General features: G+C 72.0%; 10 protein-coding genes and 2 pseudogenes. 6 read left to right on the plus strand and 6 right to left on the minus strand.

The genetic code is table 11. The annotated features are described in order from the left end of the window. Positions 1 to 26 precede the first annotated feature (26 nt). From pyk to pta, 3 genes are all read right to left on the minus strand, one after another. Positions 27 to 1445: a pyruvate kinase gene (gene pyk / locus ACFQ9Z_RS21205; RefSeq protein ID WP_383020358.1), complete on the minus strand. Its 1419-nt coding sequence runs from the start codon at positions 1443 to 1445 to the stop codon at positions 27 to 29. 99 nt (positions 1446 to 1544) lie between these two features. Further along, positions 1545 to 2756 (minus strand): acetate kinase, encoded by a 1212-nt coding sequence (locus tag ACFQ9Z_RS21210; RefSeq protein ID WP_383020362.1) that lies wholly within the window; start codon positions 2754 to 2756, stop codon positions 1545 to 1547. Continuing rightward, positions 2753 to 4843, minus strand: coding sequence for a phosphate acetyltransferase (gene pta, locus ACFQ9Z_RS21215; RefSeq protein ID WP_383020366.1), 2091 nt, complete (start codon positions 4841 to 4843; stop codon positions 2753 to 2755). Before pta ends, ACFQ9Z_RS21210 begins: the two co-directional genes overlap by 4 nt. 199 nt (positions 4844 to 5042) lie before the next feature. Between pta and ACFQ9Z_RS21220 the strand changes: the two genes are divergently transcribed. Next, on the plus strand, positions 5043 to 6068 hold the full coding sequence (locus ACFQ9Z_RS21220) for an ATP-dependent 6-phosphofructokinase (protein ID WP_383020372.1): 1026 nt from the start codon (positions 5043 to 5045) through the stop codon (positions 6066 to 6068). 18 nt (positions 6069 to 6086) lie between these two features. Here the strand turns inward: ACFQ9Z_RS21220 and ACFQ9Z_RS21225 are convergent. Continuing rightward, positions 6087 to 6711 (minus strand): annotated as a pseudogene (locus ACFQ9Z_RS21225) (helix-turn-helix domain-containing protein). 320 nt (positions 6712 to 7031) lie between these two features. Here ACFQ9Z_RS21225 and ACFQ9Z_RS21230 point away from each other — a divergent pair. Further along, positions 7032 to 7571: pseudogene (locus ACFQ9Z_RS21230) on the plus strand (hypothetical protein); the annotation flags it as partial. Between the two features lie 238 nt (positions 7572 to 7809). Here the strand turns inward: ACFQ9Z_RS21230 and ACFQ9Z_RS21235 are convergent. Both ACFQ9Z_RS21235 and ACFQ9Z_RS21240 read right to left on the minus strand, forming a co-directional pair. Next, positions 7810 to 8508: a response regulator gene (locus ACFQ9Z_RS21235; protein ID WP_383020375.1), complete on the minus strand. Its 699-nt coding sequence runs from the start codon at positions 8506 to 8508 to the stop codon at positions 7810 to 7812. Beyond that, positions 8505 to 10136, minus strand: a complete 1632-nt coding sequence (locus ACFQ9Z_RS21240; protein WP_383020379.1) for an ATP-binding protein — start codon at positions 10134 to 10136, stop codon at positions 8505 to 8507. Before ACFQ9Z_RS21240 ends, ACFQ9Z_RS21235 begins: the two co-directional genes overlap by 4 nt. Before the next feature lie 116 nt (positions 10137 to 10252). Between ACFQ9Z_RS21240 and ACFQ9Z_RS21245 the strand changes: the two genes are divergently transcribed. From ACFQ9Z_RS21245 to ACFQ9Z_RS21260, 4 genes are all read left to right on the plus strand, one after another. After that, entirely contained in the window at positions 10253 to 11668 is a 1416-nt protein-coding gene (locus tag ACFQ9Z_RS21245) for a cation:dicarboxylate symporter family transporter (protein WP_383021360.1), read from the plus strand. A gap of 143 nt (positions 11669 to 11811) precedes the next feature. Next, positions 11812 to 12240 carry a MerR family transcriptional regulator gene (locus ACFQ9Z_RS21250; RefSeq protein WP_383020382.1) on the plus strand — a complete coding sequence of 143 codons (429 nt, stop codon included), beginning with the start codon at positions 11812 to 11814 and terminating at the stop codon, positions 12238 to 12240. Beyond that, positions 12237 to 12569, plus strand: a complete 333-nt coding sequence (locus tag ACFQ9Z_RS21255; RefSeq protein WP_383020385.1) for a thioredoxin family protein — start codon at positions 12237 to 12239, stop codon at positions 12567 to 12569. Before ACFQ9Z_RS21250 ends, ACFQ9Z_RS21255 begins: the two co-directional genes overlap by 4 nt. 171 nt (positions 12570 to 12740) lie before the next feature. After that, positions 12741 to 14966, plus strand: a complete 2226-nt coding sequence (locus ACFQ9Z_RS21260; protein WP_383021363.1) for a HelD family protein — start codon at positions 12741 to 12743, stop codon at positions 14964 to 14966. Positions 14967 to 15025 lie beyond the last annotated feature (59 nt).

Below are 15025 nucleotides of genomic sequence, written 5' to 3' on the forward strand. Positions count from 1 at the left end.
GGGCCTCGGGCGGGTCGTCAGTCGACCTAGCCGCCCAGGTGGTGCACCCGGACCATGTTGGTGGTGCCGGGGACGCCGGGGGGCGAGCCGGCGGTGATGATCACCGTGTCACCGGGGTTGAAGCGGTGGAGCTTGGCCAGCTCCTGGTCCACCATGTCGACCATCTCGTCGGTGCTGTTGACGAAGGGCACGATGTGGGACTCCACGCCCCAGCTCAGGGTGAGCTGGTTGCGGGTGCCCTCGTCGGTGGTGAAGGCCAGGATCGGCTGGGCCGCGCGGTAGCGGGACAGCCGGCGGGCGGTGTCACCGGACTTGGTGAAGGCGATCAGGCCCTTGCCGCCGAGGAAGTCGGCGATCTCGGCGGCGGCACGGGCGACCGAGCCGCCCTGCGTGCGCGGCTTCTTGCCGGGGACGAGCGGCTGCAGGCCCTTGGAGAGCAGTTCCTCCTCGGCCGCTTTGACGATCTTCGACATCGTCTTGACCGTCTCGACCGGGTAGGCGCCCACCGAGGACTCCGCCGACAGCATGACCGCGTCCGCGCCGTCCAGGATCGCGTTGGCCACGTCGGAGGCCTCGGCGCGGGTCGGGCGGGAGTTGGTGATCATCGACTCCATCATCTGGGTCGCCACGATCACCGGCTTGGCGTTGCGCCGGCACAGCTCGATCAGGCGCTTCTGCACCATCGGGACCTTCTCGAGCGGGTACTCGACGGCCAGGTCGCCGCGGGCCACCATCACGCCGTCGAACGCCATCACGACGTCCGTCATGTTCTCGACCGCCTGCGGCTTCTCCACCTTGGCGATCACCGGGACCCGGCGGCCCTCCTCGTCCATCACCCGGTGCACGTCGTGCACGTCCTTGGCGTCCCGGACGAAGGAGAGGGCGACCATGTCGCAGCCCATGCGGAGGGCGAAGCGCAGGTCGTCGACGTCCTTCTCGGACAGCGCGGGCACGTTCACCGCGGTGCCGGGCAGGTTGATGCCCTTGTGGTCGGAGACCACGCCGCCCTCGATGACGATCGTCCGCACCCGGGGGCCCTCGACGTCCAGGACCTTCAGCTCGACGTTGCCGTCGTTGATCAGGATCTGGTCGCCGCGCGAGACGTCGCCCGGCAGGCCCTTGTAGGTCGTCCCGCAGATGTGCTTGTCGCCCGGGACGTCCTCGGTGGTGATGACGAACTCGTCACCCCGCTCGAGTTCGACCGGGCCCTCGGCGAAGGTCTCCAGGCGGATCTTCGGGCCCTGCAGGTCGGCGAGGACGCCGATGGCCCGGCCGGTCTCCTTGGACGCGGCCCGGACGCGGTCGTACCGCGCCTGGTGCTCGGCGTGGGAGCCGTGGCTGAAGTTGAAGCGGGCCACGTTCATACCCGCCTCGATCATGGCGACGAGCATCTCGTGGGAGTCGACCGCGGGGCCGAGAGTACAGACGATTTTCGAACGGCGCATGGGGCGATCCTATCGGTTTGTTTCGCTGCGGAATATTCCGTCTGGCGGAAGATACAAATGGGCGGTCATGCGCTCAGGCGTGTTACTCCGGTGTATTGCTCAGCTCTTCTTTCCGACCAGTTCGTAGGTCTGCGTCGCGATCTCCAGTTCCTCGTCGGTCGGCACCACCGCGACCGCCACCCGGGCGGACGCGGGCGAGATCAGCCGCGGTTCCCGGCCGCGCGACGCGTTCAGCCCGCCGTCGACCGCCAGGCCCAGCGGTTCGAGTCCGGCGATGGCCGCCTCGCGCACCGCCGCCGCGTTCTCGCCCACCCCGGCCGTGAACGCCACCGCGTCCACCCGGCCGAGCACCGCGAAATAGGCGCCGATGTACTTCTTGAGCCGGTGAATGTAAATGTCGAAGGCGAGGGCGGCCTCTTCGTCGCCCTCGTCGACCCGGCGGCGGATCTCCCGCATGTCATTGTCCCCGCACAGACCGAACAGACCGCTCCTCTTGTTGAGAAGACCGTCGATCTCGTCCATGGACATTCCGCCGACGCGGGCCAAATGGAAGATGACCGCCGGATCCAGATCACCGGATCGCGTACCCATCACCAGCCCCTCCAAAGGCGTGAGCCCCATCGAGGTGTCCACACAGCGGCCCTTCTCGACGGCGGACGCGGAGGCGCCGTTGCCCAGGTGCAGCACGATGACGTTCACCTCCGAGGGGTCCTTGCCCAGCAGCCGCGCGGTCCGGCGGGAGACGTAGGCGTGCGAGGTGCCGTGGAACCCGTAGCGGCGGATGCGATGCCGGTCCGCGATCCTCGGGTCGATCGCGTAGCGCGCCGCGGACTCCGGCATCGTCGTGTGGAATGCGGTGTCGAAGACCGCGACCTGGGGCAGGTCCGGGCGCAGCGCCGTCGCGGTGCGGATGCCGGTGAGGTTGGCCGGGTTGTGCAGCGGCGCGACCGGGATCAGCCGCTCGATCTCGGTGAGCACCGCGTCGTCGATCAGGGTCGGCTCGGTGAAGAACATGCCGCCGTGCACCACGCGGTGCCCGACCGCGGCCAGCTCGGGCGAGTCCAGGCCCACGCCGTCCCGGGACAGCTCCTCTGCCACGGCCTTCAGCGCCGCGTCGTGGTCGGCGATCGGCCCGTTCTGCTCCCGGGTCTCGCCGCTCATGACGCAGGTGTGCTCCAGCCGCGAGGTCTGCTCGCCGATCCGCTCGACCAGCCCCGCCGCCAGCCGGCTGCTGTCCCGCATGTCCAGGAGCTGGTACTTCACCGACGAGGAGCCGGAGTTGAGGACGAGGACTCGGGTCGGGGTGGTCACAGCTCGGCCGCCTTCTCGCTGGGGGTCTGGGCCTGGATCGCCGTGATGGCGACGGTGTTGACGATGTCCTGGACGAGCGCGCCCCGGGACAGGTCGTTGACCGGCTTGCGCAGGCCCTGCAGCACCGGGCCGACCGCGACGGCGCCGGCCGAGCGCTGCACGGCCTTGTAGGTGTTGTTGCCGGTGTTCAGGTCCGGGAAGATCAGCACGGTGGCCTGCCCGGCGACCTCGGAGCCGGGCAGTTTGGTGGCGGCCACGGAGGGCTCCACGGCCGCGTCGTACTGGATGGGCCCCTCGATCTTCAGGTCGGGGCGCCGCGCCCGCGCCAGCTCGGTGGCCTGGCGCACCTTGTCCACGTCGGCGCCCGAGCCGGAGGTGCCCGTGGAGTACGACAGCATCGCGATCCTCGGCTCCACCCCGAACCGCGCGGCGGTGACCGCCGACTCGACGGCGATGTCCGCGAGCTGCTCGGCGTTCGGGTCGGGGTTGACCGCGCAGTCGCCGTAGACCAGCACCTTGTCGGCGAGGCACATGAAGAAGACGGAGGAGACGATCGAGGAATCCGGTTTCGTCTTGATGATCTCGAACGCCGGCCGGATGGTGGCGGCGGTGGAGTGCACCGAGCCGGACACCATGCCGTCGGCCAGGCCCTCCTGCACCATCAGGGTGCCGAAGTAGTTCACGTCCGACACGACGTCGTAGGCCAGCTCCACGGTCACGCCGCGGTGGGCGCGCAACTGGGCGTACCGCTCGGCGAACGCGTCGCGCAGCTCGGAGGTGGCCGGGTCGATCACCTGGCTGTCGCCCAGGTCTATGCCCAGGTCGGCGGCCTTCTTGCGGATCGTGTCGGCCGGGCCGAGCAGGGTCAGGTCGCACACGCCCCGGCGCAGCAGCACCTCGGCCGCGTGCAGCACCCGCTCCTCGGACCCCTCCGGCAGCACGACCCGGCGCCGGTCCGCGCGGGCCTGCTCCAGGAGCTTGTGCTCGAACATCATCGGGGTCACCCGGTCGCTGCTCGGGGCGGAGACGCGGCGCGCGAGGTCCGCGCTGTCCGCGTACCGCTCGAACAGGCCGAGCGCGGTCTCCGCCTTGCGCGGGGTGGCCGCGGTCATCTTCCCCTCCATGGAGAAGAGCCGCTCGGCGGTGGGGAAGCTGTTGCCGGGCACGCAGATCACCGGGGTGCCCGGGGCGAGCCGGGCGGCCAGCGTGAGGATCTCCTCGCTCGGCACCTCGTTCAGGGTGAGCAGCACCCCGGCTATCGGCGGGGTCCCTGCGCTGTGCGCGGCCAGCGAGCCGACGACCAGGTCGGCGCGGTCGCCCGGGGTCACGACCAGGCAGCCCGGGGTCAGCGCGGTGAGGAGGTTGGGCAGCATCGCGCCGCCGAAGACGAAGTCCAGCGCGTCCCGGGCCAGCCCGGAGTCGTCGCCGAGCAGCACCCGGGCGTCGAGGGCCTGGGCGATCTGCGCGACCGTGGGCGCGGACAGCGCGGGCTCGTCGGGCAGCACGTACACGGGCACCGGAAGCCGGTCCGTGAGCCGCCTCGCGATCTCGTCGCGGTCCTCGCGGTCCACCCGGTTGGCGACCATGGCGAGCACGTCGCAGCCGAGCCCGTCGTACGCCCGGAACGCGTTGCGGATCTCCGCGCGCACCGAGTCGGCGGGCTGCCCGCGGCCGCCCACCACCGGGAGCACGGACGCGCCGAACTCGTTGGCCAGGCGGGCGTTCAGGGAGAGTTCGTCGGGGAGCTGGGTGGCGGCGAAGTCGGTGCCGAGGACCAGGACGACGTCGTAGTCACGGGCCACCAGGTGGAAGCGGTCGACCAGGGTGGAGACCAGTTCGTCGGTGCCCTGCTCGGCCTGGAGCGCGGACGCCTCGACGTAGTCCATGCCGTAGACGGTGGCCGGGTCCTGCGAGAGCCGGTAGCGCGACCGCAGCAGCTCGAACATGCGGTCGGGGCCGTCGTGGACGAGTGGCCGGAACACGCCCACCCGGTCCACCTGCCGGGTCAGCAGCTCCATGACCCCCAGTTCGACCACCTGGCGGCCGTCGCCGCGGTCGATGCCGGTCACGTACACGCTGCGCGTCACGTGTGCACTCCGTTCTTCCGTCTCGTCGTTCCGCCGGTCTCTTCCGTGGCACAAAAATCGCCCGCCCGGCTGGGCGGAATCCTCTTGACAATACCCCCGGGGAGGGTTAAGGCGCCCATCAAGACATCACCCGGTCGGCGGACGTGAAACAATCGGGATTGGCTCACAGGCACCGACAGCGAGCAGGAGACACAGCACGATGCGCATCGGAGTTCTCACCGCAGGCGGCGACTGCCCCGGCCTGAACGCCGTGATCCGGTCGATCGTGCACCGGGCGGTGGCGCAGTACGGCGACGAGGTCATCGGCTTCGAGGACGGCTACCGGGGCCTGCTCGACCGCCACTACCGCTCGCTCGACCTGGACGCGGTCAGCGGCATCCTCGCTCGCGGCGGCACCATCCTCGGCTCCTCCCGGCTCCAGCGCGACCGGCTGCGCGAGGCCTGCGAGGGCGCCGCCGACATGGTCGAGGAGTTCGGCATCGACGCGCTGATCCCGATCGGCGGCGAGGGCACGCTGACGGCGGCCCGGATGCTGTCCGACGCCGGTCTGCCGGTGGTCGGCGTGCCGAAGACGATCGACAACGACATCTCCTCCACCGACCGCACCTTCGGCTTCGACACCGCCGTCGGCGTGGCCACGGAGGCCATGGACCGCCTGAAGACCACGGCCGAGTCCCACCAGCGCGTGATGGTCGTCGAGGTCATGGGCCGGCACGCCGGCTGGATCGCCCTGGAGTCCGGCATGGCCGCCGGCGCCCACGGGATCTGCCTGCCGGAACGCCCCTTCGACCCGGCCGACCTGGTCAAGATGGTCGAGGAACGCTTCGCCCGCGGCAAGAAGTTCGCGGTGATCTGCGTCGCCGAGGGCGCGCACCCCGCCGAGGGCAGCATGGACTACGGCAAGGGCGAGATCGACCAGTACGGACACGAGCGCTTCCAGGGCATCGGCACCGCGCTCGCCTACGAGCTGGAGCGGCGGCTCGGCAAGGAGGCCAAGCCGGTCATCCTCGGCCACGTCCAGCGCGGCGGCGTGCCCACCGCCTACGACCGGGTCCTCGCCACGCGCTTCGGCTGGCACGCCGTCGAGGCCGCGCACCGCGGGGAGTTCGGCCGGATGACCGCGCTGCGCGGCACCGACATCGTGATGGTTCCGCTCGCGGAGGCCGTCACCGAGCTGAAGACGGTCCCGAAGGACCGCATGGACGAGGCGGAGTCGGTCTTCTAGGCCCTCCCGGCCCCCTGCTCAGCGGCTCCCGGACTCCACCGCCGCCCAGAAGTTGTCCACGATCCGGTCGAGGAACTCCCGGCCGGACTCGCCGGCGCCGCTGCCGCCGCCGCCCCAGCCGAGGGTGGCGGCCATGCGCCCCTGGTAGTCCTGGTGCAGCTCCCGCAGCGCCTCCTCCACCACGCCCTGATCCAAGGGGCACCAGCCTCGTCACCGGCCGCACCTGGGCCTGCCAGCGGGTCGTCACCGCGCCGCGCAGCAGGCCGGCGAGAGGCGCCTCGCGGCCCGTGACGGCGACGAAGTCGGGCGGGGCGAGCTCCAGCACCCGGGCGAGGGCGGCCGACCGGCGTTCGTCGCCGCGCCACTGCCCGCTCTCCTCCGTGCGCAGGTACCCGCGCAGATCCATGCCGACCGCGTGGGCGACGTCCTCGGGCGCGATCCCGCGGGCGACGCGGTGCTCCCGCAGGGTCCGCGGGCGGCTGATGAGTTCTCCCGGGGAGCACCACAACACCCCGGCGAGCGCGCTGAGCTCGGCACCGCCCGGGGCGGCCGTGCCGCGTTCCCAGGCGACCACGAGGCCGGGTGTCACGTACGGCAGCCCGTACGAGACGCGCAGGGTGTGGGCGACGTGCTCGGGACCCATGCCGAGGGCCGCCCGCAGCCTGCGGGCGGCCTGGGCGTCGAACGGGGGGCCGGCGGAATCGGGTCGGGACGGGAGTGGGCGCACCCGGCACAAGCTAAGGCCGCGGAGTGCCGCTGACCACGGTGGGTTCCACCAGGATCACCGGCTGTGCGAGGGCGCGGATTTGGACGTTCGGCGGACGGGGCAGGAGAGGCGGCCCTGTCCGCCGGCCGGTCTGCGAGCGCGAACTCCGGCGGAAGTGCGCGGAAGTGCGGTGAGAGCGGAATAGCGGGCCCCGGCTGAGGCAGACTCTCCCCGTGTTGCAGGGGGAAGGGGCGCACATGGCCGAACCAGACATCGGCGTGGGGCAGTTGCTGCTCGCCGAGTACCAGACGATCAAGGACGAGCAGAAGACCCGCATCGGGTTCCGGGACAATCTGCTCTACGTCACGCTGACCGTCGTGGCCGCCGTGATCGCGGCCGCCGCGCAGGCCAGGCAGACCGCGATGCTGCTGGCGCTGCCGCCGGTGTGCGTCGTGCTGGGCTGGACGTACCTGGTCAACGACCAGAAGATCTCGGCCATCGGGGCCTATGTGCGCGAGGAGCTGGGGCCCCGGCTCGCCGCGACGGTCCGGGTGCGGGACTCGGAGGTCTTCCGCTGGGAGATCGCCCACCGGGGCGACGCGCGACGGGTGTCCCGCAAGGCCGCCCAGTGCGTGGTCGACCTGCTGGCCTTCTGCGTGGTGCCGCTGAGCGCGCTGATCGTCTACTGGGTCGGCGACGACGTCTCGGCGGGACTGGCGGCCCTGTCCGTCCTGGAGGCCGCCTCGGTGACCGGGCTCGGCGTCTACATCGTCCAGTACGCGGTGCCGTTCGGGACGGGAGACACGGGGGCTTCCGGCGGGCCGGGCCCGGGACCCGCGGGGGCGCCGGGCGCCGGGACGGCGGGCGACGCGGCAGGGGCCGCCGGGGTGCCGGGCGCCGCGCCCGGGGCCGGCGGGACGCCGGACCACGGAGGCGGAGCGGCCGGGGCCCCTGGCGGCGGGACGGCGGCCGCCGGGGCGCCCGGCGTCAGGGTGGCAGGGGACGTGGGGGAGAGGTCGTGACCGGGGCCGCAGGTCAGCGGGCCGGGGTGCCCGGGGTCCAGCGGTAGACCAGTTCCGGTCGGCCCACCTGGCCGTAGACCGGGTGTCGCTCGGCCCTTCCGGCGTCGACCAGGTGCTCCAGGTAGCGGCGGGCGGTGATCCGCGAGATGCCCACGGCCTCGGCGACGCCGGTCGCCGCCAGACCCTCCGGGGCCTCCCGCAGGGCGCCGGTCACCCGCTCCAGGGTGGGGCCGCTCAGGCCCTTAGGCAGCGCGGCGGGGGACGGCGCGCGCAGCACGGCCAGGGCCCGGTCCACCTCGTCCTGCCCGCTGGCCTCGCCCACCGCGGCGTGGAACTCGGCGTAGCGCACCAGCCGGTCGCGCAGCGTGGCGAAGGTGAACGGCTTCAGGACGTACTGCACGACGCCCAGCGAGACGCCCTCGCGGACCACGGCCAGATCCCGCGCCGACGTCACCGCTATGACGTCCGCGTGGTGCCCCGCCGCCCGCAGGGACCGGGCGAGCTGCAGCCCGTGCACGTCGGGCAGGTGCAGGTCCAGCAGCAGCAGGTCCACCGCCGCCCGGTCCAGGAACCGGCGTGCCTCCGCCCCGGTGTGCGCCTTCCCGACCGCGACGAACCCCGGCACCCGCCCGACGTACATCACATGCGCGTCGGCGGCGACCGGATCGTCCTCCACCACGAGGACCCGGATCGCCTGCCGCTCCCCGGTCATCTGCCGCCACCCACCGCCGTGCGCAACGGCAACCGCACCTCGAACACCGCGCCGCCCTCCTCGGCCTCCGCCACCGCCAGCGCGCCCTCGTGACGCGTGACCGCCTGCCGGACCAGGGCCAGGCCCAGGCCCCGTCCGCCGGGACCCGCCGGTTTCGTCGAGTACCCCCGCTGGAATACCAGGTCCGCGTGGGCCGGGTCGACACCGGCCCCCGTGTCCGAGACCCGCAGCACCAGCTCGGAGCCCGCCGCGTACGCCGTCACCGTGACCCGTGCCCCGGTGCTGCCCTGCGCGGCGTCCACCGCGTTGTCGATGAGGTTGCCGAGGATGGTCACCAGGTCCCGCGCGGACAGGCCCTCGGGCAGCAGCCCGTCGTCCAGCCGGCTGTCCGCCGACACCACCAGCTCCACGCCCCGCTCGTTCGCCTGCGCCGTCTTGCCCAGCAGCAGCGCGGCCAGCACCGGCTCGCTCACCGCCGCGACCACCTGGTCGGTCAGCGCCTGCGCCAGCTCCAGTTCGGCCGTCGCGAACTCCACCGCCTCCTCGGCACGGCCCAGCTCGATCAGCGAGACGACCGTGTGCAGGCGGTTCGCCGCCTCGTGCGCCTGCGACCGCAGCGCCTGCGTGAAGCCGCGCTCCGAGTCCAGCTCGCCCATCAGGGACTGGAGCTCGGTCACGTCGCGCAGCGTCACCACGGTGCCCCGGCGCTCGCCGCCCGAGACCGGTGAGGTGTTCACCACCAGCACCCGGGACGCCGTCAGGTGCACCTCGTCCACCCGCGGCTGCGAGGACAGCAGCGCCCCGGTCAGCGGAACAGGCAGCCCCAGGTCGGCCACCGAGCACCCGATCAGGTCCGCGTCACCGGCGCCGCCCACCCCCAGCAGCTCACGGCCTCCGTCGTTGATCAGCGCCACCCGGTACTGCCCGTCCAGCATCAGCAGCCCCTCGCGCACCGCGTGCAGGGCCGCCTGGTGGTAGTCGTGCATCCGGCTCAGCTCGGTGGCGTTCATGCCGTGGGTGTGACGGCGCAGCCGGGCGTTGATCACATAGGTGCCCACCGCGCCCAGCAGCAGGGTCCCGCCGGCCACCCCCAGCAGGGCGGTGACCTGCTCCTGGACCCGGGCGCTGATCGCCTCGACCTTGATGCCCGCGCTCACCAGCCCGATGACCCGGCCGTTCTCCTCCACCGGGGTCACCGCGCGTACGGACGCGCCGAGGGTGCCGGTGTAGGTCTCGGTGAAGGTGCGGCCGTGCCGCGCGGGGCCGGTCCGGCCCCAGAAGTGCCGGCCTATCTGCCGCTCGTCGGGATGCGTCCAGCGGATGCCGGAGGGGTTCATGATCGTCACGAAGTCGACGTTCGTGTCCCGCATCACCCGCACCGCGTAGGGCTGCAGCTCCGCGGTCGGGTCGGGGGTGTGGATCGCCGAGCGGACCGAGGGGGAGTCCGCTATCGAGCGGGCCACGGCGGTCGCGTGCCGGGCCGCCGCGTCCTCCGCCTGCCGGCCGTCGCTGAGGTAGGTGAACAGCGCGTACCCGGCCACCACCACCGCGATCAGCACCGCCTGCACGGCGAACAGCTGGGTCGCCAGGCTGCGGGGCCGGGGCCGGGGCAGGGACGGAAAGCGCATGCCTGCAGTGTGCCTCTCCCTTCAGGTGTGAACTAAATGAACGGAAGGGTGACCGCTCTCACAGGGCGGGAGATAGTCACGGCATCCCCACCCCGGACGTGAGCCGCACGCCGGTGATGCCGACGAAGACGTCAAGGAGGGCAGCCGTGGCCGCCAGCACCCCCGATACGGCACCTGCCGCACCCCGCGCCAAGCGGGACCGGACCCATTACCTGTACATAGCCGTCATCGTGGCGGTCGCACTCGGTATCGCCGTGGGACTGATCTGGCCCGATGCCGCGGTCGAGCTGAAGCCGCTGGGCACCGGTTTCGTGAACCTGATCAAGATGATGATCTCGCCGATCATCTTCTGCACGATCGTGCTGGGCATCGGCTCCGTGCGCAAGGCCGCGAAGGTCGGCGCCGTCGGCGGTATCGCGCTCGGCTACTTCCTGGTGATGTCGCTGGTCGCACTCGCCATCGGACTCGTCGTCGGCAACGTGCTGCACCCCGGGGACGGACTGCACCTGACCGACGCGCTCAAGCAGACCGGGCACGCCCAGGTCTCCAGCGACGCGCTGCCGCCCGTCGACTTCGTGCTGTCGATCATCCCGGTCACCTTCGTGTCCGCCTTCACCGAGGGCCAGGTGCTGCAGACCCTGCTGATCGCCCTGCTCGCCGGTTTCGCGCTGCAGGCCATGGGCTCGGCCGGGCAGCCGGTGCTGCGCGGCGTCGAGCACATCCAGCGGCTGGTCTTCCGCATCCTGTCCATGGTCATGTGGGCCGCGCCCATCGGGGCCTTCGGCGCCATCGCGGCGGTCGTCGGCTCGGCCGGCCTGGACGCGCTGAAGAGCCTCGCCGTGCTGATGCTCGGCTTCTACGTGACCTGCTTCCTGTTCGTGTTCGTCGTGCTCGGCGCGGTACTGCGGATCGCCGCCGGCGTGAACATCCTCTCCCTGTGCAAGTACCTCGCCCGGGAGTTCCTGCTGATCCTGTCCACCTCCTCCTCCGAGTCCGCGCTGCCGCGGCTCATCGCGAAGATGGAGCACCTGGGCGTCAGCAAGCCGGTCGTCGGCATCACCGTGCCGACCGGCTACTCCTTCAACCTCGACGGCACGATGATCTACATGACCATGGCGTCGCTGTACATCGCCGACGCCCTGGGCACCCCGATGTCGGTCGGCGAGCAGATCCCGCTGCTGCTCTTCCTGCTGCTGGCCTCCAAGGGCGCCGCGGGCGTCAGCGGCGCGGGCCTGGCCACGCTGGCCGGCGGCCTGCAGTCGCACAAGCCCGCGCTGGTCGACGGCGTCGGCCTGATCGTCGGCATCGACCGCTTCATGAGCGAGGCCCGCGCCCTGACCAACTTCGCCGGCAACGCCGTGGCCACCGTGCTGATCGGCACCTGGACCAAGGAGATCGACAACGGCCGGGTGCGGCAGGTGCTGGCCGGTGAGATCCCGTTCGACGAGACGACGCTGCTGGACGAGACGCAGTCCGTGACCGGGCTGCCCGAGTCCCGCGAGGGCGAGGAGAAGGAGCTGGCCAGGGCCTGATCCGAAGGCTCCGGACGCGCGGCCCCGCCTGAACCCGGGCCGGGCGTCCGGCTCGCGCCGGGCGGCCGGGTTCCCCTGTGACCCGGCCGCCCGGCTTCCGCGTCCTTGCCTTGACGCCGACGTCAACGCCTACCGTCGTACGCATGCGAATCGGCGAGCTGGCCGCACGGGCCGGGACCACCACCCGCGCCCTGCGGTACTACGAGACGCGGGGACTGCTGCCCGCCCGGCGCGACGACAAGGGACACCGCACCTACGACGAGGACGACCTCAGGCTGCTGCACCAGATCCGGATCCTGCGCGACTGCGGGTTCGAGCTGGAGGAGACGAGGCCGTTCGTGGAGTGCCTGCGGGCCGGGCATCCGCAGGGCGACTCCTGCCCGGCGTCCCTGCTGGTCTACCGGCGCAAGCTGGACGAGCTCGACGCCCTCGTCGGGCAGCTCACGGCGGTGCGGGCGACGGTCGCCGGGCAACTGGAGCGGGCCGAGCGCGCCCGGGAGGCACTGGCCGCCGAATCGCTGGTTCCGGGCGGTCCGGAACCCCTGTGCGAACTGGGAGGGCGAGAGAGATGACCAGGGCAGCGGGTGTGGCCGAGGTGGGGGACGCGGACTTCGGGGCGGAGGTGCTGCGGGCGGATCTGCCGGTGCTGGTGGAGTTCACCGCGGACTGGTGTCCGCCGTGCCGCCAGATGGGGCCGGTGCTCAGCGACCTGGCCGCCGAGCAGCACGGCCGGCTGAAGGTGGTGCAGCTCGACGTGGACACCAACCCCGGGACCACGAACGCCTACAAGGTGCTGTCGATGCCGACGTTCATGGTGTTCCGCAACGGCGAGCCGGTGAAGGCGATGGTGGGGGCGCGGTCCCGCAGGCGGCTGCTGGAGGAACTGGCCGACGTGCTCTGAAAGCGGGCCCCGCACACCAAAAAATCCCCTGAGCAATTGCGCTCGGGGGATTTCTCTGCGTATATTCAGTGGTTCGCGACTTCAATGGAACAAGGGCGCGAAGAAGTTTACTGAGCAGAGTATATCCGGGCGGGAGCGGAATTGTCAAACACCGAATTTCCAGACGGTGAATTGCGGCGCGAGCAGGAATTCATCGACGGACTGTGCGCGCGCGTCGACGTGCTGCGCGGCGAGGCCGAGACCTCGGTCGCGGACGCGCTCGCGCAGGGCGACAAGCCCATGCAGGCCCGGCTGGAACGGGACATCCTGGTCGCCGAGCGCTCCGGGCTGCTCGCCGCGCTGAACGCGGTCGACGGTTCGCTCTGCTTCGGCCGGATCGACCTGACCTCCGGTGTCAGCCACCACATCGGCCGGATCGGGCTGCGCGAGGACGACGCCGAGCGCACCCCGGTCCTCATCGACTGGCGGGCCGACGTGGCCCGCCCGTTCTACCTGGCCACCGGCCACACCCCGATGGGGCTGCGCCGCCGCCGGCACCTCACCACCGAGGGCCGGACCGTGACCTCGCTGCACGACGAGATCCTCGACCTCGGCGACGCCACCCGCACCGGCCACGAGGACCCCAGCGGCGACGCCGTCCTGCTCGCCGCGCTCAACTCGGCGCGCACCGGCCGGATGAGCGACATCGTGCAGACCATCCAGGCCGAGCAGGACGAGATCATCCGGGCCCCGCACCGCGGGGTGCTGGTGGTCGAGGGCGGTCCCGGCACCGGCAAGACCGCCGTGGCGCTGCACCGGGCCGCCTACCTGCTCTACGAGCACCGGGAACTGCTGGCCCGCCGCGCCGTGCTCATCGTCGGGCCCAACCCCGCCTTCCTCGGCTACATCGGGGAGGTGCTGCCCTCCCTCGGCGAGACCGGCGTACTGCTGGCCACGGTCGGCGAGCTGTTCCCCGGGGTGCGGGCCACGGCGGCGGACACACCCGAGGCGGCCGCCGTGAAGGGCCGGGCCGGCATGGCCGACGTGCTCGCCGCCGTCGTACGCGACCGGCAGGCCCTGCCCGACCCGGTCATCGCCGTCGAGCACGAGCGCGAGGTGCTGATGCTGGACGACGGGCTCGTGGCCGTCGCCCGTGAGCGCACCCGCGCCGCCGGGCTGCCCCACAACACGGCCCGTGAGTACTTCGAGGGCCACATCCTCAACACGCTCACCGAGCTGTACGCCGAGCGGGTGGGCACCGACCCGTACGACGGCAGCAGTCTGCTGGACCCCGCCGACATCACCCAGATCCGCGACGAACTCGCCGAGAACCCCGAGGTCTGGTCCGCCGTCGACCGGTTGTGGCCCCGCATCACCCCGCGGCGCCTGGTGGCCGACTTCCTCGCCGAGCCCGACGGCTACCTGCCGCCCGCCGACGCCGACGCGGTCCGCCGCCCGCAGACCCGGGCCTGGACCGTCGCCGACGTGCCCCTCCTCGACGAGGCGGCCGAACTCCTCGGCGAGGACGACCGGATCGCCAGGGCCCGTGCCGAACGCGAACGGGAGACCCAGATCGCCTACGCCCAGGGCGTGCTCGACGTCTCCTACGCCTCGCGCACCTACGAGTTCGAGGACAAGGAGGACAGTGACCCGGACGCCAGCGAGGTCCTGTCCGCCCACGACATCATCGACGCGGAGCGGTTCGCCGAGCGGCACGAGGAGGCCGACCACCGCAGCGCCGCCGAGCGGGCCGCTGCCGACCGGACCTGGGCCTTCGGCCACATCATCGTCGACGAGGCGCAGGAGCTGTCGCCGATGGCCTGGCGGCTGCTGATGCGCCGCAGCCCGACCCGCTCGATGACCCTGGTGGGCGATCCCGCCCAGACCGCGGAGGCGGCCGGCGTCGGCTCCTGGGCGGACATCCTCACGCCCTACGTCGAGGACCGCTGGGAACACACCCGGCTGGGCGTCAACTACCGCACCCCGGCCGAGATCATGGAACTGGCGGCGGCCGTGGTGCGCGCCGAGCACCCGGACTTCGAACCGCCGAGTTCGGTGCGCTCGACGGGCGTGCGGCCCTGGGTGCGGGACGCGGAAGGCGACCTGCCCGGCGCGGTCGCCGAGGCGGTCGCCGAACTCACCCCCGAAGAGGGCCGGCTCGCGGTCATCGCACCGCGCGACCTGCACCGGGCGCTGGCCGCCCGGCTCGACGGGGTGACGGCCGGCGCGGAACCCGACCTGACCCGCACCGTCGTCCTCCTCGACCCCCGCCAGTCCAAGGGCCTGGAATTCGACGCGGTCCTGGTCGTGGAACCGGCCCGCTACGGCACGAGCGACCTCTACGTGGCCCTCACCCGTGCCACCCAGCGCCTCGGCGTTCTCCACACCGGCGACCTGCCGGCGGCGCTGAAGGCGTGACCGGCCCGCCGGAGGAGTCGATCCGCATCGGTTCCTCCGGCGGTGCCGAGCCCCCAGGG

The sequence above is a fragment of the Streptomyces sp. NPDC056580 genome (assembly GCF_042793175.1).
Taxonomy (GTDB): domain Bacteria; phylum Actinomycetota; class Actinomycetes; order Streptomycetales; family Streptomycetaceae; genus Streptomyces.